Source organism: Campylobacter sp. RM9328, assembly GCF_012978615.1.
The window spans coordinates 1-25,764 of sequence record NZ_LIWF01000018.1 but is presented as its reverse complement, the minus strand read 5'-3'; the positions used below and the strand labels follow the sequence as shown (position 1 = coordinate 25,764).

25 protein-coding genes are annotated in these 25,764 nt (G+C 37.8%); 17 read left to right on the top strand and 8 right to left on the bottom strand.

Translation table 11 applies throughout. The annotated features are described in order from the left end of the window. The first annotated feature begins 233 nt into the window (after positions 1-233). The 6 genes from CCAL9328_RS09780 to CCAL9328_RS09755 all read left to right on the top strand — a co-directional run bounded on the left by CCAL9328_RS09780 (position 234) and on the right by CCAL9328_RS09755 (position 6,836). Positions 234-1,247 (top strand): bifunctional 3,4-dihydroxy-2-butanone 4-phosphate synthase/GTP cyclohydrolase II, encoded by a 1,014-nt coding sequence (locus tag CCAL9328_RS09780; protein ID WP_169972517.1) that lies wholly within the window; start codon positions 234-236, stop codon positions 1,245-1,247. A gap of 19 nt (positions 1,248-1,266) precedes the next feature. Continuing rightward, positions 1,267-2,016, top strand: coding sequence for an amino acid ABC transporter substrate-binding protein (locus tag CCAL9328_RS09775; RefSeq protein ID WP_169938746.1), 750 nt, complete (start codon positions 1,267-1,269; stop codon positions 2,014-2,016). 14 nt (positions 2,017-2,030) lie between these two features. Next, complete coding sequence (locus CCAL9328_RS09770; RefSeq protein ID WP_169938744.1) at positions 2,031-2,702, top strand: amino acid ABC transporter permease; 672 nt, start codon at positions 2,031-2,033, stop codon at positions 2,700-2,702. Between the two features lie 10 nt (positions 2,703-2,712). Further along, positions 2,713-3,447, top strand: coding sequence for an amino acid ABC transporter ATP-binding protein (locus tag CCAL9328_RS09765; RefSeq protein WP_170000538.1), 735 nt, complete (start codon positions 2,713-2,715; stop codon positions 3,445-3,447). 177 nt (positions 3,448-3,624) lie between these two features. After that, positions 3,625-4,197 (top strand): cytochrome C, encoded by a 573-nt coding sequence (locus tag CCAL9328_RS09760; protein ID WP_169972520.1) that lies wholly within the window; start codon positions 3,625-3,627, stop codon positions 4,195-4,197. Positions 4,198-4,292: 95 nt separating this feature from the next. Further along, positions 4,293-6,836 (top strand): molybdopterin-dependent oxidoreductase, encoded by a 2,544-nt coding sequence (locus tag CCAL9328_RS09755; RefSeq protein ID WP_169972521.1) that lies wholly within the window; start codon positions 4,293-4,295, stop codon positions 6,834-6,836. 40 nt (positions 6,837-6,876) lie between these two features. Here the strand turns inward: CCAL9328_RS09755 and CCAL9328_RS09750 are convergent, their stop codons facing one another. Further along, complete coding sequence (locus tag CCAL9328_RS09750; protein WP_169972522.1) at positions 6,877-7,338, bottom strand: methylated-DNA--[protein]-cysteine S-methyltransferase; 462 nt, start codon at positions 7,336-7,338, stop codon at positions 6,877-6,879. Positions 7,339-7,442: 104 nt separating this feature from the next. Between CCAL9328_RS09750 and CCAL9328_RS09745 the strand changes: the two genes are divergently transcribed. The 8 genes from CCAL9328_RS09745 (at position 7,443) to CCAL9328_RS09710 (ending at position 17,222) form a co-directional block, all read left to right on the top strand. Then, positions 7,443-10,004 carry a bifunctional aconitate hydratase 2/2-methylisocitrate dehydratase gene (locus CCAL9328_RS09745; protein WP_169972523.1) on the top strand — a complete coding sequence of 854 codons (2,562 nt, stop codon included), beginning with the start codon at positions 7,443-7,445 and terminating at the stop codon, positions 10,002-10,004. A gap of 85 nt (positions 10,005-10,089) precedes the next feature. Further along, on the top strand, positions 10,090-11,313 hold the full coding sequence (locus CCAL9328_RS09740) for an ankyrin repeat domain-containing protein (protein WP_169972524.1): 1,224 nt from the start codon (positions 10,090-10,092) through the stop codon (positions 11,311-11,313). Positions 11,314-11,323: 10 nt separating this feature from the next. Continuing rightward, on the top strand, positions 11,324-12,076 hold the full coding sequence (locus tag CCAL9328_RS09735; protein WP_169972525.1) for an SDR family NAD(P)-dependent oxidoreductase: 753 nt from the start codon (positions 11,324-11,326) through the stop codon (positions 12,074-12,076). A gap of 15 nt (positions 12,077-12,091) precedes the next feature. Further along, complete coding sequence (locus CCAL9328_RS09730; protein ID WP_169972526.1) at positions 12,092-13,783, top strand: Na+/H+ antiporter NhaC family protein; 1,692 nt, start codon at positions 12,092-12,094, stop codon at positions 13,781-13,783. Beyond that, the gene (gene trmA, locus CCAL9328_RS09725) at positions 13,784-14,893 is read left to right on the top strand and encodes a tRNA (uridine(54)-C5)-methyltransferase TrmA (RefSeq protein ID WP_169938726.1); all 1,110 of its coding nucleotides are present in this window, start codon (positions 13,784-13,786) and stop codon (positions 14,891-14,893) included. Then, entirely contained in the window at positions 14,886-15,284 is a 399-nt protein-coding gene (locus CCAL9328_RS09720; protein ID WP_169938724.1) for a CoA-binding protein, read from the top strand. The genes trmA and CCAL9328_RS09720 overlap by 8 nt, the downstream gene beginning before the upstream one ends. Then, complete coding sequence (ilvA, locus tag CCAL9328_RS09715) at positions 15,268-16,479, top strand: threonine ammonia-lyase (protein ID WP_170000537.1); 1,212 nt, start codon at positions 15,268-15,270, stop codon at positions 16,477-16,479. Before CCAL9328_RS09720 ends, ilvA begins: the two co-directional genes overlap by 17 nt. Positions 16,480-16,526: 47 nt before the next feature. Then, the gene (locus CCAL9328_RS09710) at positions 16,527-17,222 is read left to right on the top strand and encodes a DUF4230 domain-containing protein (RefSeq protein WP_170000536.1); all 696 of its coding nucleotides are present in this window, start codon (positions 16,527-16,529) and stop codon (positions 17,220-17,222) included. Here CCAL9328_RS09710 and truA read toward each other — a convergent pair. Genes truA through glmU form a run of 7 tightly spaced genes read right to left on the bottom strand, consistent with a single transcriptional unit; the run spans position 17,219 to position 23,571 of the window. Beyond that, the gene (gene truA, locus CCAL9328_RS09705) at positions 17,219-17,941 is read right to left on the bottom strand and encodes a tRNA pseudouridine(38-40) synthase TruA (RefSeq protein ID WP_170000535.1); all 723 of its coding nucleotides are present in this window, start codon (positions 17,939-17,941) and stop codon (positions 17,219-17,221) included. The two genes, CCAL9328_RS09710 and truA, sit on opposite strands and share 4 nt — an antisense overlap. Continuing rightward, a complete protein-coding gene (locus CCAL9328_RS09700; RefSeq protein ID WP_169972530.1) occupies positions 17,941-18,969 on the bottom strand; it encodes an LptF/LptG family permease in 1,029 nt (342 codons plus the stop codon). The genes truA and CCAL9328_RS09700 overlap by 1 nt, the downstream gene beginning before the upstream one ends. Next, positions 18,962-19,741 carry a prepilin peptidase gene (locus CCAL9328_RS09695; protein ID WP_170000534.1) on the bottom strand — a complete coding sequence of 260 codons (780 nt, stop codon included), beginning with the start codon at positions 19,739-19,741 and terminating at the stop codon, positions 18,962-18,964. Before CCAL9328_RS09695 ends, CCAL9328_RS09700 begins: the two co-directional genes overlap by 8 nt. Beyond that, entirely contained in the window at positions 19,741-20,412 is a 672-nt protein-coding gene (uppS, locus tag CCAL9328_RS09690) for a polyprenyl diphosphate synthase (protein ID WP_169938695.1), read from the bottom strand. Before uppS ends, CCAL9328_RS09695 begins: the two co-directional genes overlap by 1 nt. Before the next feature lie 2 nt (positions 20,413-20,414). Continuing rightward, on the bottom strand, positions 20,415-21,101 hold the full coding sequence (locus CCAL9328_RS09685) for a hypothetical protein (RefSeq protein ID WP_169938693.1): 687 nt from the start codon (positions 21,099-21,101) through the stop codon (positions 20,415-20,417). Continuing rightward, complete coding sequence (coaBC, locus tag CCAL9328_RS09680) at positions 21,102-22,277, bottom strand: bifunctional phosphopantothenoylcysteine decarboxylase/phosphopantothenate--cysteine ligase CoaBC (RefSeq protein ID WP_169972532.1); 1,176 nt, start codon at positions 22,275-22,277, stop codon at positions 21,102-21,104. Then, positions 22,270-23,571: a bifunctional UDP-N-acetylglucosamine diphosphorylase/glucosamine-1-phosphate N-acetyltransferase GlmU gene (gene glmU / locus CCAL9328_RS09675; protein WP_169972533.1), complete on the bottom strand. Its 1,302-nt coding sequence runs from the start codon at positions 23,569-23,571 to the stop codon at positions 22,270-22,272. The genes coaBC and glmU overlap by 8 nt, the downstream gene beginning before the upstream one ends. A 132-nt stretch (positions 23,572-23,703) precedes the next feature. Here glmU and CCAL9328_RS09670 point away from each other — a divergent pair, with 132 nt between their 5' ends. The 3 genes from CCAL9328_RS09670 to CCAL9328_RS09660 form a co-directional block, all read left to right on the top strand. Next, a complete protein-coding gene (locus CCAL9328_RS09670) occupies positions 23,704-24,468 on the top strand; it encodes a motility protein A (RefSeq protein WP_169972534.1) in 765 nt (254 codons plus the stop codon). Positions 24,469-24,471: 3 nt separating this feature from the next. Continuing rightward, the gene (locus tag CCAL9328_RS09665) at positions 24,472-25,248 is read left to right on the top strand and encodes a flagellar motor protein MotB (protein ID WP_169938686.1); all 777 of its coding nucleotides are present in this window, start codon (positions 24,472-24,474) and stop codon (positions 25,246-25,248) included. A 3-nt stretch (positions 25,249-25,251) separates the two neighbouring features. Further along, positions 25,252-25,764: flagellar biosynthetic protein FliP (locus CCAL9328_RS09660; protein WP_170000533.1), on the top strand; the 513-nt coding region annotated here is incomplete at its 3' end.

The window sequence follows — 25,764 nt, the reverse complement described above, 5'->3', positions numbered from 1 at the left end:
AATAATTTGCACTATTTTTATCTTCTATTTAATTCAATTTTTGCAGAATAGCTATTTTTAAAATTTATCATTTTAGTAAAATTAAATTTATAAATTTTAAAGCATAGTCCACGTTGGTTTGTGTTTTACACTCTTGCTAGATAAGCTATATAGCTACTAAAATTCGGGATAATTAAACTTTGTTTTTGTGATTTTGCGTTACAATTAACGCTAAAAAATTTTAAAGGATAAAAATGAGTTTTGATAAAGTAAAACAAGCTATCGAAGACCTTAAAAACGGTAAAATGATCGTCATGGTTGATGATGAGGATCGTGAAAACGAAGGCGATCTTATCTTCGCTGCTGATAAGAGCGATATGCAAAAGGTAAATTTTGCCATCACCCATGCAAAAGGCGTGCTTTGTCTTGCCATGGATGAGGCAAACGCTAAGCGTCTTGATCTGCCTTTGATGGTTGCTAAAAATACCTCAAGCCATGAAACGGCATTTACCATCACTATAGATGCCAAAGATGCGACAACGGGCGTTAGTGCGTATGAACGCGACATGAGCATAAGACTGGCTGCTGATGCTGATTCAAAGCCTGATGATTTTGTTCGTCCGGGACATATATTTCCATTGATAGCAAAAAATGGCGGTGTATTAGTGCGCACAGGACATACCGAGGGCTCAGTTGACCTTTGTCGTCTTGCAGGACTTTCACCGATGGCTGCGATATGTGAGATAGTAAAAGAAGACGGCATGATGGCAAGAAGAGATGATCTGGAAGAATTTTGTGAGAAATTTAAGATAAATATGCTATCGGTTTCCGACCTTGTTCAGTATCGCTTACACAGCGAAAGTCTTATAAAAGTGAGCGAGCCTATCCAGTGTCAAATCGCTCAAAAAAATGTTGTTAGATATGACATAATCGATCATGAAAACGAAAAGCATGCCGTTTATGCCTTTGGTGAAATAGCTCAAAATACAAATGTAAAATTTGTAAAATCAATCGCCGACTTTGACTTTATTAGCTCTGCTAAATTTGATGAGCTTATAAGTGCGATAGAATTTTTAAAAGCAAATGGCGGTCTTTTGATGTTCTTATCAAGTAAGACGAATGATTCAAACTCAAAGGACTTTGGCATAGGCGCTCAAATTTTAAAACATTTTGGTGTAAAAAAGATAGAAGTCTTAAGCTATAATAAAAAAGATTTTGTTGGTATAAGCGGTTTTGGGCTTGATATCACGGGTTATAAAGAGATATAGTAAAATAATCGGAGAATTAATGAAAATTGTATTTAAAATTTTAGTTACAAGTATGCTTTTATGTGTATTTGCAAATGCTAAGACCTTAAAAGATGGCACTTTGACTGTTGCGACAGAGGGGACTTACTCGCCATTTTCTTATTATAATGAAAAACATAAACTAGTCGGGTATGATGTTGATATAGCTCGCGCTATAGCGGATGAACTCGGACTTAAGATAAATTTTGTAACTGCACCATGGGATGCCATACTTGCGGCATTTGATGCAGGTAAGGCCGATACGGTGTTAAACCAGGTGAGTATAACGGATGAGCGTAAGAGAAAATACGACTATACCGAGCCTTATACGGTAGCTTATGCCGCTCTTGTAGTGCGTGCTGATAATGAAGAGATCAAAGGCTTTGATGATCTAAAAGGTAAAAAGTCTGCTCACTCAGCTACAAGTAACTGGGCGAAAATGGCTAGCAGATATGGCGCTCAGATCGTTACGGTAGATGGTTTTAGCAAAGGTGTAGAGCTTGTAATTACTAAGCGTGCGGACGCTACCATAAATGATAATGTTACATATTTTGATTACATGAAGCAACGTCCAAAAGCCCCACTTAAAATCATAGCAAATAGTTCTGAACCGATATATACGGCAGCTATTGTCAAAAAAGACAACACAGAGCTTTTAAATCAGATGGATGAGGCATTAAAATCACTACGCAAAAAAGGAGTTTTGAAAGAAATTTCTATTAGGTATTTTGGTGAAGATGTTAGCGAGTAGCATTAAGGTGGAAAATGGGCGAAGAGTTTAATAGAGTATACGAACTAGTAGTAACCTCGGTAGTACCGATGAGTGAGGCGTTATTTAAGGTTACTATTCCGCTTACGATAGTTTCGTTTACTCTGGGGCTAGTTGTGGCAGTGCTTACGGCTATTGCCCGCATAGCAAATGTTAAATTTTTTAAACAAATTAGCGAAATTTATATATGGATATTTAGAGGCACGCCTTTACTGGTCCAGCTTTTTATTGTTTATTTTGGTTTGCCTATCATAGGTATAGCGCTTGATGTATGGAGTGCGGCTATTATCGCGTTTAGTTTAAATATCGGTGCATATGCTTCTGAGGCGGTTAGAGCTTCTATTATCTCTGTTCCAAGAGGGCAGTGGGAAGCAGCTACAGCACTTGGAATGAGCTATACTCAAATTTTACGTCGTATTATCGCTCCGCAAGCCGTGCGCATCTCGTTACCGCCACTTTCAAATATCTTTATATCAACGCTAAAAGATACATCTTTGGTGGCTTCTATCACGATGGTTGATATGTTTATGACCGCACAACGTATCGCAGCACGCTCGTTTGATCCGCTTACGCTTTATGTTTTGGCTGCTCTTTTTTATCTTATGGTTTGCACGTTTTTAACATTTTTTCAAGCCAAGCTTGAGTGTAAATTTTCAAAATATATTTAAGTAGTATGGTATGATAAAATTTACAAATCTAATCAAAAAATTTGGCGAAAATGTTGTATTAAAAGGCATAAATCTTGAAATTTACGACAATCAAACAACGGTAATATTAGGAAGCTCAGGTAGCGGTAAATCAACCTTACTTCGCTGTATAAATTTGCTAGAGATCCCAAATTCGGGCGAGCTTTGCCTTGGTGATTTTAGTATAAATTTTAGTGCACCGCATAAACCAAGCCAATACCAACCTTTCCGCTCACATACAGGAATGGTCTTTCAAAGTTTTAACCTTTTTCCGCATTTAACCGTGCTTGAAAATGTTATCGAAGGTCCTACGCAGGTATTAAAAATTCCACGCGACAAAGCGGTTAAAACCGCATACGAGCTACTGGATAAGGTTGGACTAAAAGATAAGACAGAGGCTTATCCTAACAGACTTTCCGGAGGGCAATCTCAGCGCGTAGCTATAGCTAGAGCACTTGCTATGCAACCTGCATTTTTATTGCTTGATGAGCCTACATCGGCGCTTGATCCAGAGCTTGAGGCACAGGTTTTAAAAACTATCGGAGAGCTTTCAAAAGAGGGGCGTTCTTTGATAATAGTAACTCATAACATGAATTTTGCTCGCAAGATAGCCGATAGGATACTTTTTTTAGATCATGGATTGGTAGCATTTGATGGTGTGGCTGATGAGTTTTTTAATAGCACTGATGAACGTATAGCTAAATTCATTAGTGCAATGGACTTCTAAGATTCTTTCAAATTTTATTTAAGCTTTGCAAATTTCATGCCAGTGTATTTGCAAGGCTTATCTCCACTTAAATTTATAACTTCAATTAAAATAGTAAATGTAAAATAAAATTTTCATAAAAAACAATTTTTAATAATTATTTTTATACAATATATCAAATTCTTTGAAAGGAGATGGATGAAAAAGTTATTTTTATTATCTATGTTTTCCTGTTTGCTCTTTGGCGCAAACGAGATGTATAGCGACAAGGTTAAGCCTGTCTTTACGGATGCGACCTCTAACGCTTCCGTAGGAAGGTTACTTCCGACTAACGGTGTTGAAATTTTATCAAAACAAAACGGTCGCGTGAAGATAAAAATGCAAGGTTACATAAATCCTGTCGCACCAAATGTCGTTTATTTTAGCGATTCTGAGCGAGTTATCGCTATAGCGTTTGCCAAAACGGCAAAATTTGACTCAAAGCTTGTCAAAAAAGGACAAAATGGCAAATGGGATAAAGTGGAAGTAGAAGCTTATACTATTGATGGTGATTTTTATAATGAAGTTGATACGATGTTTGCCCGTGCCAAGCAGACTTATGCAGACTCATGCGGAATTTGTCATGGACTACATGAGACCACGCATTATAAGGCAAATCAATGGCCGAATTTATTTAAATCAATGCTTAGTAGAACGACAGTTGAAAAAGATGATGAGTGGCTTATAGTGCAGTATCTGCAAAAACATTCATCGGATGTTAAGATTAAGTAGTAGTTGTTTCATGCATGTTTTGTATGTTTAAAATACAAATTTTCATGCACGATACGTTGTCTTAAAATTTAATAAATGTGTTAGGAGAAAACACCATGCAAAGACGAAATTTTTTAAAACTAGGAGCTATGACGCCGTTACTTTCAAATGTTACCGCTATAAACTTAATGGCTGACGATATGGGAAAAGAGCTTGTTAAAAACGGCGAGATCTTTACCGCTGCAAAATGGGGCATGTTAAAAGTAGGCGTAAAAGACGGCAAGGCAGTTGGATCAACACCATATCAAAAGACAAGCGATGTAAAAAACCATCTTCAAACTTTCACGCATGACCTTATCTATAACTCTCGTATTAAATACCCAATGGTGCGTAAAAGCTACCTAGAAAATCCGGACTCGCCAAAACCAGAGCTTAGAGGCAAGGACGAATGGATACGAGTAAGATATGAAGACGCGATAAAGCTTGTAGCTAGGGAGCTAAAAAAGACAAGAAAAGCTAAGGGAATTCAAAGCGTATTTGCGGGAAGCTATGGCTGGAAGAGCAGTGGAAATATCCACAACAGTAGAACTTTGCTGCATAGATTTATGAACTTAAGTGGCGGTTATGTAGGTTATACGGGAGACTATTCTACCGGAGCAAGCCAGGTTATAATGCCGCACGTGATGGGTAGTATAGAAGTTTATGAACAACAAACAAGCTGGCCGGTAGTTTTGGATAACTCAAAAGTTGTGGTATTTTGGGGGGCAAATCCGATAACTACTCTAAGCGTAGGCTTTAGTAGCTCTGACGAGCAAGGCTTTAAATACCTTGAAGATCTTAAAAAAAGAGCTGATATAAAAGTCATCGTGATAGACCCTATAAAAAGCGAAACGGCTCAGTATTTTGATAAATCAAAATGGATAGCTCCACGCCCAAATACCGATGTTGCGATGATGCTTGGCATGGCGCATTATCTATATACGAGCGGTAAATTTAATAAAGATTTTATAGACACATATACAGTTGGTTTTGATAAATTTTTACCGTATCTACTAGGTAAAACAGATGGCACACCAAAAACTCTTGAATGGGCTAGTAAAATTTGCGGTATAAAAGAAGACGTCATGAAAGAACTAGCTGATGTCTTGATTGATAATAGATCTATGATAATGAGCGGTTGGGCTATACAAAGAGCAGATCACGGTGAACAAGCCCACTGGATGCTAGTAACTCTTGCTTCTATGATAGGACAGATCGGACTAGAGGGTGGTGGATTTGGACTAAGTTATCATTACGCAAACGGTGGCAATCCAACTTGCAAAGGTGCGGTAATAGGCGGCATAAATAGAGGCGATATAGGCAGGATAGATAAAAACGGTGAATTTATCGGAACTGCAAACGGCGTTATAGATGCAAATGGTAAATTTATACCGGGCTCAACACCTTTGATAAAAGGCGAGATAGACTGGGCTGTTGAGGCTAAAAAATACACTTTCCCGATAGCAAGGATAGTCGATGTCTTGTTAAATCCTGGAAAAGTCATAGATCATGATGGAAGAAAGGTGACTTACCCTGATATAGACTTTATTTACTGGGTTGGCGGAAACCCAATCGTGCATCATCAAGATACAAATGTCTTAATAAAAGCTTGGCAAAAACCGCGCACGATAGTCGTGCATGATCCGTATTGGACGCCAAGTGCGAAGATGGCTGATATCGTTTTTCCTATAACCACTCAATACGAAAGAAACGATATGACTATGACGGGTGATTATTCTAACGATCATATCGCTCCTATGAAACAAGTCGTTGAAAAATACGCCGAAGCAAAAGATGATTATCAAATTTTTACTGATCTATGTAAAGCATATGCTAAAAATTTAGTTATGGCATACACAGATAACGGCAAGGATGAATTTGACTGGATAAAAAGCTTTTACAACGATGCGTATGATAAAATTTTAGCCATACCTGAGCTTGCGTCTGAGATGAAGCCTTTTGATGAATTTTGGAAAGAGAACAAGCCTGTTAAATTTTATTCAACTCCTGAAAGCGAAGCATGGGTAAGACATGCTGAATTTAGACAAGACCCTATACTAAACCCACTAGGAACTCCGTCTGGATTGATAGAAATCTACTCAGAGACCATCGAAAAAATGGGGTATGACGATTGCGCTGCACACCCTATGTGGTATGAGCCTGTTGAATGGCTTGGTATGAGCGATAAGCCGGCACAACTTCATATGCTCTCAGTTCACTCTCCATATCGTTTGCACTCACAGCTCAACCAAACCTCACTTCGCGATACCTATGCGGTAGCAGGTAGAGAGCCTATATGGATAAATACCAAAGATGCTAAGGCTAAAGGCATTAAAAACGGTGATTTGGTAAGAGTGTTTAACTCAAGAGGAGAGGTCTTGGCTGGGGCTGTTATAACCGATAACGTAATACCGGGAGTTGTAAGGCTAGCTCAAGGTGCTTGGTATGACGGCTTTGATGCGGGACTTTGCAAAAACGGAAACTCAAACGTCTTAACGATAGATAAAGCAACATCAAAACTATCTAACGGCAATATCTCTCAAACAGCTCTTGTTAATATCGAGAAATTTAAAGGCGAAGCGCCAAAATTAACGGCATTTAGCGAGCCTAAATTTGCTTAAAATTAAGTAAATTTCCCAGCCTCAAATTTAGGGGCTGGGTTTATGATAAGTTGCCCTTTTCTAAATTTAGTAAAATTTCTTTTGTTTTTAATCCGCCCGCTCCACTGTATCCGCCAAGACTGTTGGCCCCCACTACGCGGTGACAGGGAATGATGATCGGGATTTTGTTTTTAGCATTTGCACTCCCCACGGCTCTTTGAGCTTTTTGGTTGTGTATCATTTTAGCAACGTCAGAGTAAGTTGCGGTCGTGCCGTAAGGTATGTTTAGCAAGGCTTTATACACGCTTTTTTGAAAAGGAGTTGCTTGTATGTTTAGTCTTACGCTAAAATTTTTAAGTTTACCGCTAAAATACTCCTCTAACTCATCTAAGCATAGTTTTAAATTCGGCTCTTTTACGTCTGTTTTTATAAATTTATCTACAAAATTTATCTCGCTAATACCGTTTTTATCACCTAAAATTTCTAAAATTCCGATCAAAGAAGAGAAATATGCTTTATCCAAAACGAAACCTTTTTGATAAAATTTTATACCATTTTAGCCTATTTTTGTGGAATTCCAATATATTTTAGATAAAATATAAAGCAAAAATTTAAAAAGGCTTTGATATGGATTTTTTAATACAATACAAAAAACACATCGACGAACGTGCAAAGCTAGGCGTGCCTCCTTTGGCGCTAAATCAAGATCAAACAGCGCAAGTTTGTGAAATCTTACGCAACACAAAAAACGAAAATGAAGCAAAAGAATTTATAGAACTTTTATCTAATCGCGTAAACCCAGGCGTTGACGACGCGGCAAAAGTTAAGGCTGAATTTTTGGGCGAGATAGTTAATAGTGGACTTGAAATTTGCGGCATAGATAAAATAAAAGCTATTGAAATTTTATCCAAAATGCTTGGTGGATATAATGTTGCAAAGCTTATTTTAGCTCTTAAAAATAGCGATGAAAATGTGGCAAAAGCGGCAAGAGATGCTCTAAAAAATAGCATTTTTGTAAATGAATACTTTAACGAAATTTTAGACCTTAGTAAAACAAATAAATTTGCCCTTGAAATTTTAAACTCATGGGCGAAGGCAGAGTGGTTTTTAAAGCGAGAAAGTCTTAGTGAGTGCATAAAAGCGGTTGTTTTTAAAGTTGCCGGCGAGACAAATACTGATGACTTAAGCCCTGCAAGTGAGGCATTTACGCGCTCTGATATACCTCTTCATGCAAATGCGATGCTTGTTAAAAGACAACCCGGAAGTTTAGAAAAAATATCTGAGCTTAAAAGTAGCGGTCGCGAAGTTGTTTATGTAGGCGATGTCGTAGGAACCGGATCAAGTAGAAAAAGTGGTATAAATTCTATCCAGTGGCATTTGGGGCGCGATATAGACGGCGTGCCAAACAAAAAAACAGGCGGTGTAGTTATCGGAACTAGCATAGCTCCGATATTTTTCAACACCGCACAAGATAGCGGAGCTCTACCGATCATAGCGGATGTTAGCGCACTTGAGACGGGAGATGAGATAGAAATTTATCCTTGCAAAGGTGAGATAGTAAAAAACGGCGAAGTTGTCGCTAAATTTAACCTGTCGCCAAATACTCTAATCGATGAAATTCGCGCAGGAGGTCGTATACCGCTTATTATCGCTCGCGCACTTTGTGTCAAAGCCAGAAATGCTTTAAATTTAGCACCAGAAAATATCTTTACAAAACCGGATCAGCCAAAAGATGACAACTCTTATGGATATAGCTTGGCTCAAAAGATAGTCGGACGTGCATGCGGCGTTAAAGGCGTTAGGCCAAATACTTATGTCGAGCCTGTAACATTAACGGTGGGTAGCCAAGATACGACAGGACCGATGACTAGAGATGAGATAAAAGAGCTTGCAAGCTTGGGCTTTAGTGCAGATTTTGTGCTTCAAAGCTTTTGCCATACGGCCGCTTATCCAAAGCCTAGTGATGAAATTTTACACGCAACATTGCCAAATTTCATGAACTCAAGAGGCGGTGTTAGCTTAAAGCCCGGGGATGGAGTTATACACTCTTGGTTAAACCGCATGGTTTTACCGGATACTTTAGGCACGGGCGGGGACAGCCATACTCGTTTTCCTATCGGCATAAGTTTCCCAGCAGGAAGCGGACTTGTTGCATTTGCAGCGGTTCTTGGCGTTATGCCTTTAAATATGCCTCAAAGCGTTTTGGTGCGTTTTAGCGGTAAGCTAAAAGAGGGTATCACGCTTAGAGACTTAGTAAATGCCATACCTTACTATGCCATAAAGCGCGGTCTTTTAAGTGTTGAGAAGAAAAATAAAAAGAACATATTTGCCGGTAAAATTCTTGAAATCGAAGGACTTGAAAATCTAAAAGTCGAGCAAGCTTTTGAGCTTAGCGACGCCTCTGCAGAGCGCTCTGCAGCAGCTTGTGTAGTAGCGCTTAATAACGAGCCGGTTATCGAATATCTTCGTTCAAATGTCGCACTTATCGATGCTATGATAAAAGCTGGATACGAGAACCGCCAAACCCTTGAAAGAAGACGTGATAAAATGCTCGAATGGCTTAAAAACCCAACTCTTTTAAAAGCCGATAAAGACGCGCAGTATGCAGAAATAATCGAAATAAATTTAGATGACATCTCTGAGCCGATCTTAGCATGTCCTAACGACCCTGATGATGTTGCGACTTTATCTGAAATTTTAGCCGATCAAAATAGGGCAAAAGAGATAAACGAAGTCTTTGTCGGAAGCTGTATGACAAATATCGGACACTATAGAGCTTTGGCGAAAATTCTAAAAGACGAAAAGTCTATACCTACGCGTTTATGGGTTGTTCCTCCTACAAAAATGGACAAAGCACAGCTTGAAAGCGAGGGCTGTTATGATGTATTTAAGGGAGTAAATGCCCGCGTTGAGGTTCCTGGATGCTCCTTGTGTATGGGCAACCAAGCAAGAGTTGAAGATAATGCCGTTGTCTTTTCGACTTCTACAAGGAATTTTGATAATCGCATGGGTATGGGCGCTAAAGTTTATCTAGGAAGTGCTGAACTGGCGGCAGTTTGTGCGATACTTGGTCGTTTGCCTAGTGTTGATGAGTATAAGCAAATGATCGCCAAAAAGATAGTTGGAAAAGAGAGTGAAATTTATAGGTATCTAAATTTTAATGAGATCAAAGACTTTTATCTGCATTAAAATTGTTGCAAAGGTATGTAAAAATTTGATAAATAAGCGATATTATCGTTTAAATTTGTTAAAATAAATAAATTTAGGAGGATTGGTGAAAAGATTATTTTTGTTGTTTTTATTGGTGTTTGCTCCGATTCTTCTTTATGCTTTGGAATTTGGTTGCGAAGAGCTTAAAAATCCAAAAGAATTTTTTAAAACCAAGCCTCAAAAGTATTCTCTTATCAACGATGCAATATTTTATTGCGATGGCTCGCTCTTAAATTTAGAGCACGTAAACGCTCTTTTTGAGGTTGCTAAAAAAATTCGTGGCGAAAATAGAAGCTGCGTCGGCGATAGCGTATACGAAGAAAATTTAAATAAATTCAAATGGCTTTTGCTTGAGGCTAGCTTTGCTCCTGAAATTTATGCCAAAAGCCTTAAAACTCCAAATGAGTCTGAAGAACAAAAAGACGCTCAAATGGTGTATTTTCGATATTGGGGCACTCAGTCACTTTATAACTTTTTAAAACGAAGAGAATTTTTAAAGCTATATAATGAGGCTCAAACCCCGCTTGTAAAATACTACGAACAAAGAGGTCAAGACTTTGGTAGTGCGGCGTATTATGCGACTAGTGTTGTAAATGCCTTTTTGACTTTTGCGGTAGGTAGCGAGCATAAGGTTAAATTTGATATCACTCCAGAGCAAAAGATGATCATCGATAAAACAGTAGGCTATGAGCAAATTTCATCTATGCTTTACTCCAAAAGTTTCAGCGCTTTTGAGCTTTCTAATATGTTAAATACCGCGCTTTTGTATGAGCGTGAAATTTCTGTTTTAGAGCAAATTTTAAAACGCGGAGCAGATATAAATTTCGGCGATGAAACTGCACTTTTTTATGCTCTTAAAAATTTAAAAAATGTAGAATTTCTGTTAAAAAACGGTGCTGATGTCAATCACAAAAATATATTTGGCAAGAGTGTGCTTTTTTACGCGGTGCAGTTTGGGGATGTGGCTTTAACAAAATTTCTGCTTGAAAACGGTGCAAATGCAAATGACTTTTATATAGATCAAAATACCAAAAATGCGATTTTAAATTTAGGCGATGAAAATTTTTATAATAACACGTGTGCGCTTGAGCATACTTTAAGGTCCGTTTTTATGCACGCAGCTTCACATGCGAATGTCGAAATTTTAGAGCTTTTAATAAAACACGGAGCAGATATTTACGCGGTTGACGAGCTTGGTTTTAACGCAATGGACTATGCGATCATAAACGCAAATGAGCAAAACATAAAATTTCTGCAAGACTTAAAATTAGAACCAAAAATAAAATAAGGAGATAGACATGAATGCAACAGCTTTTATTACCGGTGCAACTTCGGGATTTGGCGAGGAGATAGCTCGCACTTTATCGCGCGAAGGATATAAGATCATAGCTTTAGCAAGACGTAAAGATAGACTGGAAAAACTTGCAAGCGAGCTTGGAAATACCCATATAATAGTAGCTGACGTAAGAGATAAAGAGGCGATATTTGAAGGTGTTAAAAATTTACCAAAAGAATTTCAAGACATAGAAGTACTTGTAAACAACGCAGGTCTTGCTCTAGGTCTTGACGGTATCGTAGAGGCTGACGTAGAGGATCTTGAAACGATGGTAGATACAAACATCAAAGGACTTCTATACTCTACAAAAGCGATTTTGCCGATAATGAAAGCTCGAAAAAGCGGTTATGTCTTTAATATTGGTTCTACAGCTGGTGCTTGGCCGTATCCGGGAAGCCATGTTTATGGTGCAAGTAAGGCATTTGTAAAGCAATTTAGTCGCAACATGAGAAATGACCTTAGAGGGCTTGGGATAAGAGTGACAGAGATCGCTCCCGGACTTTGTAAGACTGAATTTAGTGAGGTTAGATTTAAGGGCGACGTAGAAAGAGCAAATAAAGTATACGAAGGCGTTGCAGCCATAAAACCGCAGGATATAGCTCAAATTCTATTAAACTGTCTAAATATGCCAAAACACGTTAATATCAACATCGTAGAAGCAATGGCTACAGCACAGACATGGGCGGGACTACATATAGAAAAAGATAAATTTTAATAAAGGAAAAGTTGAATGAGTAAAATTTCATTTTTTATTTTGACGGCCTTTTTGCCGATCATAGCATTTGCCGATTCTGCGACAAATGCTAAAATTTTTGGCATCTGGACGTTGATACCTCCCGTTGTTGCGATAGCTCTTGCGTTTATAACAAAAGATGTTATTTTGTCGCTTTTTATAGGTGTTTTTAGTGGAACGTTTTTGATTAACATCATAAATGAAAATGTTTTTATGTCGTTTATCAAGGGCTTTACTGGTATAGTCGAGCGTGTTGTAGGCTCGATGGCTGACAGTTGGAATGCAGGCATTATGCTTCAAGTTCTTTGTATAGGCGGTGTTGTTGCTCTTATAACAAAAATGGGCGGCACTAAAGCTGTTGCGCTTTGGCTTAGTAAGAAGGCAAAGACCGGAGTTTCTGCTCAAATTTCAACTTGGTTAATGGGAATTTTTGTATTTTTTGATGATTATGCTAACGCCCTAATCGTTGGTCCCATCATGCGCCCTATAACCGATAAATTTAAATTAAGCCGTGAGAAGTTGGCATTTATCATAGATGCTACCGCAGCTCCTATCGCAGGTATCGCCATAATCTCAACTTGGGTTGGACTTGAAATTTCACTTATTAAAGACGGTTATGGCTTGGTTGGTGTTGAAAATATCAACTCTTACGGCGTTTTTATAGAGACCATCCCTTATCGTTTTTATAATTTATTCATGCTATTTTTTATAGTATGCACCGCAGTTATGCAACGCGAGTATGGTCCTATGCTACTTGCCGAACAAAGAGCAAGGCGCGGGGAGCTACACTCTGGTAAAACCACGATACAAGATATAGAGGATAAAACTCTTGAGCCAAAAGATGGTGTAAAACTTCAGGTTTCAAATGCCGTTGTGCCTTTGCTTGTGCTTATTATAGGTGCGTTTATAAGTTTTTATTTTAGTGGATTAAAATCACTTGAAGGTGAAGCTCTTGAAGCAGCTTTGGCAAGTCCTTTTTCATTTATGACATTTAGAGAGACATTTGGAGCCGCCGATGCTTCAGTGGCACTGTTTCAGTCGGCACTTTTTGCTAGTATAGTTGCTATTACTATGGGTGTTTGGCGTAAAATTTTTGATGTAAAAGAGGCGATAGGTGTTTGGGTAAAAGGTTGGAAAACTATGATAATCACCATCGTGATTTTGCTTCTTGCATGGAGCCTTAGTTCTGTTATTAAGGAGCTTGGTACATCTAGGTATTTAGTTGATATGCTAAGTCAAACTACGCCTAAATTTATTTTACCTGTGGCTATATTTATACTTGGTTCTTTTATATCGTTTTCTACGGGAACTAGCTACGGCACGATGGGCATTTTAATGCCTCTTGCTATACCGCTAGCAAATGCAGTTGGTCTAAACTACGGACTTGATGGCGATGCGTTGCATGCTTATATGATAGTTAATATCTCAGCCGTTCTTACGGGCGCTATCTTTGGCGATCACTGTTCACCGATATCAGATACAACCATACTTTCTTCTATGGGGGCAGGTTGTAATCACATAGATCACGTAAGCACTCAGATCATCTATGCGCTAAGTGTGGGTGCTGTTGCTATATTTGTCGGATATCTACCTACGGCGCTTGGAGCAAGCATTTGGGTTGTTCTTCCGCTTGGATTTTTAGCTACTTGGGCTCTTGTTAGGTTTGTTGGTAAAAAGGTGGAAATCTAGTTGCAGTGTTGTCATTTTAAAGAGTGCGGTAGTTGCACTCTTGAGGGAAGTTATGAAGAGCAAAAGGCTTTCAAGCTAAATGCTATCAGCTCTAAATTTAGCGAATTTTACGATAAAGAGTTTGAATTTTTTGCCTCAAATGAGAAAAACTACCGCATAAGGGCCGAGTTTGGTATATGGCATGAAGCGGATAAAATTTACTACACGATGCACTCAAAAAATAAAGGCGAGAGAATTTTTGTGCGCGAATGTCCAAAGGTTTGCGAGCAGATCGTCTCTTTGATGCCGATATTGCTTAATGAACTTGAGAGCGACGCTAAGTTAAAGCACCGTCTGTTTGGTGTTGAGTTTATCTCATGTAGCAGCGGAGTATTGGCAACTTTGCTATATCACAAAAAGCTTGAAGCCACTTTTTTGGAACATATAGTAAATTTGGCAAATAAGTTAGATATAACCATCATCGCTAGATCAAGAGGGCAAAAAATTTTAAGCCATGAGTTAAATTTAATAGACGAGCTTAAGATAGACGGTAGGATTTACAAATTTCATCTTAGTGAAAATGCTTTTATCCAGCCAAACAAGGCTGTAAATGAAAAAATGATCACTTGGGCTAAAATAAATTTAGCAAAAGGCGGGAAAGATCTGCTTGAACTTTACTGCGGACATGGAAATTTTACCATCCCTCTTAGTGAGAATTTTAAAAACGTTTTAGCCACAGAAATCAGCAAAAGCTCGATATTTTATGCTCTTAAAAACTGTGATATAAATGATACTAAAAACATAAAATTTCTAAGACTTTCAGCCGATGAGCTTATAAGTGCCTTTAAAAACGAGCGCGAATTTAATCGCTTAAAAGATATAAATTTACACGAGTATGACTTCTCTCATATACTTGTCGATCCGCCTCGCGCAGGACTTGAGCCAAGTGTTATAAATTTTATTAAAAATTATGAAAATATCATATATATATCTTGCAATCCGGATAGTTTGTATGAAAATTTAATACAAATTTCACAAACTCACGAAGTCGTAAAATTTGCTGTTTTTGATCAGTTTGCGCACACTCATCATGTGGAGTGCGGAGTTTTGTTAAGGAAGAAAAATGGATGAAATTTTACATAACATACAAAATATCGCGGTAGTTGGCTTAAGCCCCGACGAGAGTAAGGCAAGTAATATGGTTGCTAAATTTCTTATAAAAAAAGGTTTTAAAATTTTTCCTATATATCCAAAAGAAGATAAAATTTTAGGACAAAAGGTATATAGAAATTTAAGCGATATAAACGAAAACATAGACATTATTGTTATGTTTAGAAAAGGCGAATACGCGGATATTTTAATAGATGAGGTTATAAGAAAAGGAGTAAAAACTCTCTGGCTTCAACTTGGCATAACCAACGAAAACGCCAAAGCTAGAGCATATGCGAATGGTATAAAATTTATCCAGAACAAATGTATAAAAATAGAATTAGAAAGGCTAGAAAATGGTATCTTTAAATAAAATAATCCAAGCAAAAATCACAATCGGACACTTTGTAAACAAAACTCCGTTTGCGTTCTCACAAAGACTAAGTGATGTTTCGGGTGCTAAAATTTACTTAAAAGAAGAAAATTTGCAACGAACAGGTGCTTATAAAATTCGTGGCGCTTATAATAAAATCGCAAATTTAAGCGAAAACGAGCGCAAAAAAGGTGTCGTTGCTGCAAGTGCAGGCAACCATGCTCAGGGCGTAGCCATAAGCGCACGTGAATTTGACGTTCGTGCGGTTATTATTATGCCTGAATCAACCCCTCTTCTAAAAGTCGGAGGCACAAAAGATCTTGGCGCTGAGGTTATTTTAAAAGGAAATAACTTCGACGAAGCCTATGAATTTGCTGTCACATATGCAAAAGAGCAGGGTATGACTTTCATACACCCGTTTGACGATGAGTATGTTATGGCAGGACAAGGTACGGTGGCACTTGAGATGCTTGATGAGATGAGCGATCTTGATATGGTTGTGATACCTGTTGGTGGTGGCGGACTTGCTAGCGGTGTTGCAAGCTGTGTAAAACAAGTAAATCCAAATATAAAAGTAGTTTGTGTAGGTGCAAAAGGCGCTCCTGCGATGTGGCAAAGCTTTAATGCTAAAAAAAGTATAAACTCAAAATCAGTAAGAACCATAGCCGATGGTATCGCGGTAAGAGATGCGAGCGAGATAACTCTTACAAATATCCTTGAATGTGTGGATGAATTTGTGCAAGTTGATGATGAAGAGATCGCAACGGCGATTTTGTTCTTGCTTGAAAGACAAAAGATCGTAGTTGAAGGCGCTGGAGCAGCAGGTGTAGCAGCACTAATGCACGGTAAGATAAAACATAAAAAAGACGCTAAAATCGGTATCGTGTTAAGTGGTGGAAACATCGACGTGCAAATGCTATCTATTATCATTGAAAAGGGCCTTATCAAATCAGCTCGTAAAATGATAATACAAGTAACACTTATAGATAAACCGGGGGCACTTTTAATGCTAACTGATGCGCTTAAAACCGCAAATGCAAACATAGTTAAGATCGACTACGACCGCTTTTCTACAGAGCTTGAATACGGCGATGCAAGTATCATTATAACACTTGAAACAAAAGGCAAAGATCATCAAGAGGTGGTGGCTAAGAGTTTGAGGGATTCCGGGTTTGATTTTAAGCAAATTTTCTAAGGTTTATAATAATACGCTAAAATTTGCCAAAAATACAAGGAATTAAAATGGGTGAATATCTAAATTTGATACTTGTGATACTGTCTGCGTTTTTGATTTTTGCAGTCTATAGGCTAAGCAGAGAGCTTAGGAAATTTCAAAAGAAAAACAGTGAAATCTCTGTTGTGACGGATATCGAGCAGATAAAAAGTATCGGTGAGTTGTCTGTTTTTCAGGTTTATAGCAAAGAGATCGTAACAAAAACAGATCATGCGTTTGGGAATTTTGGCAAAGAGTATTTAAGGTGGCTTGTTAGTGAGAAAAAGCTTTCGATGATATTTGAATTTGAGATAAACTTCATATACGACCTAACAAGTCCAAAGCTTGAGATAGTTCAAATTTCAAACTCAAACTATAAAGTAAAAATGCCACCTTGTAGATATAAATTCTCAATCGCAAATATGAAATTTTATGATGAAAAAAACGGTAAATTTATACCGTTTTTGTTGCCTGATTCGTTAAATGGTTTTTTTGGAAGTAGCTTTAGAGAAGAGGATAAAAACCGTCTTATCGAAGAGGCTAGAGGAGAGGTTGAGAAGATGAGTGTAAGGCTTATCACGCAACTTCAAGGTAAAATTCATAAATCAGCACGCGACACTCTTGAGGCTATCGCAAAGAGCTTTGGTGCAAATGACGTTAGTTTTGAGTTTAATGATGATGAGAGCTTGATAAATAGTGAGCTTGAAGTAAAAAATATAGCCTAGTAAAAAACTCTATGCAAATAAAGCCCTTGTGCCGGCGCAGGGATGCGAGTAAACGGGGCTTTATTTTGTAGCTGGGCGCATATAAGCTTGCCGGCGTTATTAAATTTTAAACCCTTTAAAACGGTTGCAACCATTAAGCGTACCTGCCCTCGTAAAAAGCCGTTTGCTTTAAAAACTATCACGCTTTTGTTTTTATGTCTATAGCAAAATGCCTTAGTTATAGTGCGAACCGGACTTTTTGTATCACTCCCTGTTTTCATAAACATGCTAAAGTCGTGCTCTCCTATAAAATTTTTAAGCAACTTATTGGCTATTTTTATATCAAATTCTGGTAAAAAAACCTCATAATCGCTTCTAAAAACACTAAAGTCTTCATGACTGATGATATAGCGATAGAGCCGAGCTTTTGCATCGTATCTTGGATGAAATTCTTCGTTTGCGCGCATGATATGTTTTATATGTATGTGTGGGTGGGCGTGACGGTTGATTAGATCTTTTAGGCGGTTTAAGTCTTTAAAATGTTCGCCGCATTCCACACAAGCGCTTTGATTATTTGCATGAACACCCTTGTCGGTGCGAGAACTAGAGGTGATTTTGTTAAAAATTCCAACATGAGCCAAGGCTCTAGCAAGAGCGTCTTCTACTCCATTTTTATGTGGTTGTGTCTGTGAGCCTTGAAATTTAGAACCGTCGTAAGAAAAGATAAGCCAAATTTTCATTAGTATCTTCGTGCGATTTTGGTTTGATAAAGTAAAATTCCGCTAAGCATAAAGCTTAAAAACACCACAGGTATTGCAGTTATCGGGCGTGATGCAAGTAGCATGATAAGTGCAAAATACCCAAACAATACGCCAAATGAGCCAAGATAAACCGCGCCCTTTTCATATCTATACGTAACTATACCAAAACTAATGGCAAAAAGTGTGGTTGCAAGCGGAAAGAGTGCAACTAGGACATAAGTGCATAGATCTTTTTTGCGTTTATTATTTGTCTTTGCTTCAAGCCAGTACTCTTTTATGTTGCCAACTTTGCTTGTACTTTCGCTTTGAGTGGTGCGTATTTTCATGTATTTAAAGTTGCTTTGATTGTAAAGACTATCTCTCATATCATAAATTTTACCGTTATTTAACGACAGCTCTACGCCTGATTGCGTGTTTGAGAATTTGGCATTATCAGCGATGATTATGCGCTCAGAGTCTTGAACTTTTGGGTTATACATAACTATATCTTTGTATATAGTGCCGTTTTCATCGCTGTCTTGAGTACCGATGTATACCATCCATTCGGAGAATTTTTGCCCAAATTGATTTGGTTTTAAATTTAGTTTGGCTACCGTTTTTTTATAATCAACAAAATTTGAGTTTAGCTCTGCGGCGATGGGTATCATCACGAGTGCCAAAAGCATTAAAGCACCGCTTAGTAAAGCTGCAAAGGATAAGAAAAATTTAGCTATCGAGTTTGGCGAACTTCCAAGGGTAAAGATAACGATACTTTCGTTTTCTTTTGAAAGGCGAAATAAAGTCATGGCAAGAGATACGAAAAATGCTATCGGCACGACAAACAAAAGAACCTTGGGTAGCATGAAAAGATAAAGCTTGATCAACTCGCCAAATGTTATCTCGATATATGACGTTACGCGCGCTATTTGTATAAAAAAGACAATGGACATGATAAGAAACAGCGTTGAAAATAACGAGGCAAATGTGCCAAGAAAGTTGTGTAAAAGATATTTATTTACTCTATTCATATAAAAAACCTATAAAATTTATGTATTCTTCTTTAAAGATATAAACCAAAACAAGCCCAATGCTTAAAAATGGTACAAAGGCAAGCTCGTAGTCTTTTTTTCTAATTATCAAATAAGCCGGTAGTGTTAAAACCGCAGCCGTATAAATGGCTAGTAATGCCAAATTTAACGGCAAGATCGCACCTATGATAGCGGCGATAAATATATCGGCACTTCCCATGGTTTCTCTTTTCATGGCTGCACTTAAAATAAATCTAAGAAGCCAAAAAACTATAGCTAAGCATATCGAATTTACAATCAAGCTAAAGTCAAATTCGTAAAAAACTTCACTTGCTGCAAAAAGTAGGGCAAATCCTAGTGCGCTAAAAAGTAAAGAGTCGGGAACTGCCTTAAACTCAAGATCAATCAAACTAAGTGCTAAAAGCAGTATAAGGCAAACACCTAAAGCAAAGGCTCTAAATAAGCTTTGTGCGTCTATAAAATCAACGCATTCTCCAAAAAAACTAACAAGCATGAGCACGCATGAACAAATTTCTACCAGCGGATAGATAGGGCTTATCTTTGAGTTGCAAAAGGCGCATTTGGCACGTAAAAAAAACCATGAAAAAACAGGTATGTTATGATAAAACTTTAGCTTGTGATCGCATTTTGGGCAAGAAGATGATGGGAAATTTATACTTTTTTGTCGTGGCAAACGATATATCAAAACATTTGCAAATGATCCCATGCAAAGCCCAAAAACAGCAAATACTATAGCGTAAATTTCAAACATCAAAGCCCGCCAAAACGTCTATTTTTGTATTTGAAATTCTCAACTATCTTTGCTAGCTCATCTTTTGTGAAGTCAGGCCACAAAGTATCGCTAAAGGCAAGTTCTGCGTAGCTTGCTTGCCAGAGCATGAAATTTGAAAGTCTTTGCTCTCCACCCGTTCTTACAAGCAAGTCGATACACTCGCTCTCATCAAGGTAGTTTTGTAAATTTTGCTCGTTTAGTTCAAGTTTTAGCTCACTAACACGCTTAAAAGCGCGTAAAATTTCATCTTTTGCACCGTAGTTTATGGCTAGGTTGAGTTTTAGTTTCGTATTGTCATGCGTTAGGCTTTTAAGTAAATTTATCTCGTCTTTTAGCTCGTTACTAAAGACGCTGATATCACCTATGGTTGTAAATTTTATACCGTTTTTTATAAAATTTTCTCGTTTTGATATTAGAAATTTTTTAAGCAGATCCATTAAAAATTCGACCTCACGCTTTGGTCGTTTCCAGTTTTCTGTACTAAAAGCATAAAGGCTTAGGATTTTTATATCTTGGTCGGTGCAAAATTCGCAAATTTGTTCAACAACATTTGCTCCGACTTCATGACCTTTTTGACGTAAGAAATTTCTCTTTTTAGCCCAGCGTCCATTGCCGTCCATGATGATAGCTAGGTGGTTTAAGTTGTTCAAAATCATCCTTTTATGTCTATTATCTTACCGCTTTTATCCCACAGCGGTGAAATTTGGCAGGTTTCTATCTTGCAGCTAAATTCATAGTTTAGTAAATTTGCTACTTTTTTAAACGGCGTGCTTATCGACACAATACCTTTTTCATCAAGTCTAAATAAAATCGGCGCAAAATTTGAAAAAGCAAGATAAAATGCGCTCTCTTTTTGTCCTTTTTTAAATTGAAAAATCCCATAAATTTCATTGTATAAAAATGGTATATGGACTATCTTTTCTTGCAAGGCTAAAAACATATCGGTATAAATTTTAAAAGACTCTTTATCTTTTGCATTCATCAGCGAGTCGCAAATATGCTCGTAAAACCACGCCAAGTCATTTTCTTTTATAACGCGTTCGATTAGATTAAGACCTTGCGGCAGTATGCCAAAATTTAAAATTTCAGGCTTTTTAAACATATTTTTTATAAGTATATTTTCGTTGTTGCTCTCTATCTCAGCCCAGTAATTAGCGCCGATATCAAGTTGTTTAGCACTTTTTGTATTTAAATTTCTATTTGCAAATTTCAATATATATCTATTAAAGCCGATCTTTTCAGATACTTTTAGGCTAATAGGAAGCGATGTGTTTAACGCGATAGGCGCTACATTTTGCGCGTTAGCTATCTTTTGAATTTTGCCTATTTTACTTATCATTTATCTTAATTCATTTGATAAATTTACTATTTTTGTCGCTATAGTTTCTTTTGAAGCAAGTTGTAAATTTATGGTTTCATTTTTTGTTATAAAGCTGATTTCGTTTTGGTCGCTACCAAATTTATTTTCTTCCCTTAAGACGTTTAGGCAAACTGCATCAAGTCCTTTTTGTTCTAGCATTTTTTTGGCGCTATCTACCGCACTGCTTACATCGGTTTCTAGTTTAAAGCCGATTTTGCGACATTTAAAGTCTTTTAATTCGTTTAATATATCGATATTTTCGGTTAATTTTAGCGACCAATTTTTTCCAAGTTTGCTTTTTTTAAGCTTGCCGTCAAATTTTTCCTCGCTTATGTAGTCGCTAATCGCAGCACACATTATGAGTAGGTTGGTGTCTTTGCACTCATCTTTTAAAAGTCCTAAAAGCTCGTTTGAGCTTGTGAAATTTCTTACTTTATAAGGCACGTCTTGTGTTTTAACACTAGTAAGCAAGTTTACATCCGCACCTGCATAAAAAAACGCATCCGCTAAGGCTTTTGCCATTTTGCCGCTTGAAAAATTTGTAATAGCCCTTACTTCGTCTATCTTTTCAGTGGTTGCGCCACCTGTGATGAGAACTTTTTTTTCTTTAAAAATTTGCTTACAAAATGATCGTTTGACATGATAAAGTATCGTTTCAATGTCTGCCAAGCCGCCCTTGCCGACATCTCCGCAAGCTAGAGTTTTAACGACCGGCTCGATGATTTGTGCGCCGTTTTGGGCTAAAAATTCTAAATTTTTACATGTAGAAAAATGCTCTAGCATGTTGTGATTTGCGGCAGGGGCTATCAAAAGCGGGGCTTTTGAGGCGATTAAAGTTTGCATAAAGACGTTATCGCAAACCCCACTTGCTAGCTTATTTATGGTGTTTACCGAGCATGGAGCAATCAAGATAAGGTCGGTTTTTGCGTAGTTTATGTGGCTTAAACCCTCCTGCCAATCCTGTGTTCGAGAGCTTAAAATTTTATGATCACAAAGTGCTTCAAATCCACTCTCATTACAAAATTCAAGCGCCCCATCGCTTAACATTACTCTAACATCCGCGCCTAATTTTCTAAGGCGCGAGAGAATTTCGTATGATTTATAAAATGAAATGCTACCGCAAACTGCCAATAAAATTTTTTTACCCTTAAGCATCTTTTTTACCAAAAAATTTATAGAAAAAGCCCTCTTTGTTGATCTGCTTGCCACGACTTATCGCTAATGCACCGCTTGGCACGTCCGAAGTTACGGTGCTTCCTGCTGCTATCAAGACATCATCGCCTATGTTTACAGGGGCTACTAGTTGCGAGTCGGATCCTATAAAGACGTTTTTGCCGATCACGGTTTTATGCTTTGCCTTGCCGTCATAGTTGCAAGTTATAGTTCCACATCCGATATTTGTTCCGCTATCTATCTCGCAGTCTCCCAAGTAACTTAAATGTCCGGCTTTAACACCGTTTAATACGCCCTTTTTTACCTCGACAAAATTTCCGATATGAGTGCCTGATATCTTGCTTTTTGGCCGTATGTGAGCCAAAGGTCCGATGTCTGAGCTTTTTATAATGCTTTCTTCTATCACGCTTGAGCTTTTTATAATACTTTCTTCTATCAAGCATTCGCCAAGTATGCTTACGTTTTCTTCAACAACGCATTCGCCTTTAAAAACAGCTCTTGCGTCTATAAATATAGTTTGTGGTAAGCGCATATTTATGCCAAATTTCATCCACTCTTTTTTGATGTTATCTTGCATGATATTCTCAGCTATGCTTAGTTGAAATTTATCATTTATGCCCATGAAATTTTGCTCGCAAACATCAACAGCTACACAGCTTAGATTTTTTTGATTTGCAATTTTTATAGCGTCAGTTAGATAATACTCTTTTTGCGAGTTTTGGTTATTGATAAGAGGTAAAATTTCTTCTAAGACTTCGCGTTTAAAGCAGTAGCAACCGGCATTTACGCGGTTTATTTTACGCTCTTCTTCGCTTGCATCTTTTTGTTCTACTATGCCTGTTACTTTGCTGTCTTTTTCTATCACACGGCCATAGCCGAATGGATCTTTGCAAACAAAGCTTGACATCGTTATATCCGCATCTTTATCGCAAAGGCTTTTTAGCTCTTGTGCGCTAACTAAAGGCATATCTCCGCATGTGATTAAAACTTTTTCGCCCTTAAATTTTATGCCCTTTAAAGCACCTGCAGTGCCTGGGAAATTTGCAAGATCTTGAATGTGAATTTGCGTGTCTTTAAATTCTGATAAAATATGCTCTTGTATAAGTTCTTTTTGGTGATAAAGCACGACGTGAACATCATTTGTTATCTCATAAGCTTGTTTTAAAACATGTCTTATCATGCTAACTCCGCTTAGTTTAAACATAACTTTAGGAGTTGTTGATTTCATTCTTGTTCCAAGCCCTGCGGCAAGTATAATTATCGAAATATTATTCATTTTAAGCCTTGGTGATTTAAAATTTAAACGCGATTGTATCAAAAAAAGACAAATAAAATTTTGAATTTAATATAACTTCAATGAAATTTAAGTAAAATATGAAGTTTATTAATTTTTTTAAGCGAGAAGACTATGGATTTAGGAACCGTTGTCGGTTGGGTTTTAACTCTTGTTTTACTTTTTGGAGCTATGGCAATAGGCGTAGGGATAGGGCCTTACATAGATATACCGTCTATTATGATTGTTTTTGGCGGAACCATCGGTGTAATGATGGTCGGCTTTAAAATGGAAACACTTAAAAGTGTCGGCAAATTTTACGGTATAGCCGTAAAGCCTCAACAGATAAATCTTAGCGAAACTATAAAAAAACTTGTTGATTACTCTACTAAGGCTAGACGTGACGGTATCTTAGCGCTTGAAACCGATGTAAATAACGAAACAAATCTTTTTATGAAAAAAGGACTTTCAATGGCGGTTGACGGCACAGAGCCTGATACTATACGCGCACTTTTGGAGATAGACATCGATCAGTCCTCGTCAAGACATAGCGCAAATATCAAAATTTTTGATCAAGTCGGTGGATTTTCGGGATCTATGGGTATGATAGGAACGCTAATCGGACTTGTTGCGATGCTTTTAAATATGTCAGATCCTTCGGCGATCGGTCCATCAATGGCGGTTGCTCTCTTAACAACTCTTTATGGAGCGATGATAGGAAACATCATTGGAGCGCCGGTTGCCAATATCTTGTCTATACGTGATGCGGATGAGACACTTGAAAAACAGATGGTTTTAGAGGGTATCATGGCGATACAGTCGGGAGACAACCCAAGGACGCTTGAGGCAAAACTGCTAGCATTCTTGCCTCCAAAAGATAGAAAAAGTCAGTTTGAGTAAAAAATGGCAAAGTTAATAAAACCTAGCGACTGTCCTAAATGTATGCCCGATTGGCTTGCAACCTTTGGTGATCTCATGTCGCTACTGCTGTGTTTTTTCGTTTTGCTTCTTTCTATGGCAACAATGGATGCGAAAAAATTTGAAAATGCCATAGGCTCATTGGCCGGTGCGCTTAGCGTGCTTGAAGGTGGTTCTCGTCCGCAAGTGCAAAAAGAGCAAGAGATGAGTTTAGAAACTAGCACTAGAGAAACCAGGGCAAAGTTAAAATCAGAAAACGAGATCATGAAAACAGCTAGCGCGATAAACCAGCTTTTAACCGCCAGCGGATCACCTGAAGTAAGTGTGGAAGAGGCTGAGGATGGGTTTATACTAAGACTTCCTGCTAGTTTGCTCTTCTCAAAAGGTAAAGCACAGATAGAAAATGACGATGCAAGGCTGTTTTTAAAGCGAATTTCAATGGTTATAGCTAAACTTCCTAGTGAGGTAAATACAAATATCATAGGACATACGGATGATCAAAAGCCAGATATCGACTCTATCTATAAAGACAACTGGCAGCTTTCTTCTGCTAGAGCTATAACGGTTGCGCAAGAGCTTATAAATAACGGAGTTGATGCTAAAAAGTTAATAGCCTCAGCAAGGGCTTCTTATAATCCGTTTGCTAGTAATGATAGCGAGCAAGGTCGCGCCAAAAACAATAGGGTGGAAATTCATTTCGTTTCGCTTGATAAAAAAGAGAAAGAAAGAACTAAAAAAAGCATACTTGATGCGGGACAATAGAGCGTGAGAGCGTTATTCGTTTTACTTGTATTTTTCTGCGTAGGTTTTGGTGCCGATCCTGTCGTGCCTACTATAAATTTAAGTCTAAGTGCTCCAAGTAGCCCGCAACAACTTGTAAATTCTTTAAATGTCATGATATTCTTGACGGTGCTAACTCTTGCTCCGTCTTTGATATTTATGATGACGAGCTTTTTGCGGCTTATTATTGTCTTTTCATTTCTTCGTCAAGCAATGGGAACACAGCAAGTTCCACCTTCAACCATACTTATCTCTCTTGCTATGGTGCTTACATTTTTTATAATGGAGCCGGTTGCAAAACAAGGCTATGAAAATGGCATTAAGCCTTATCTTGCCGAACAGATAGGATATGAAGAGGCGTTTACAAACTCCGTTAAGCCTTTTAAAGACTTTATGGTAAAAAATACAAGGGAAAAGGATCTAGCACTATTTTTTAGGATAAGAGATCTGCAAAACCCTTCAAATATAGATGATATACCTCTGAGCATTGCGATGTCT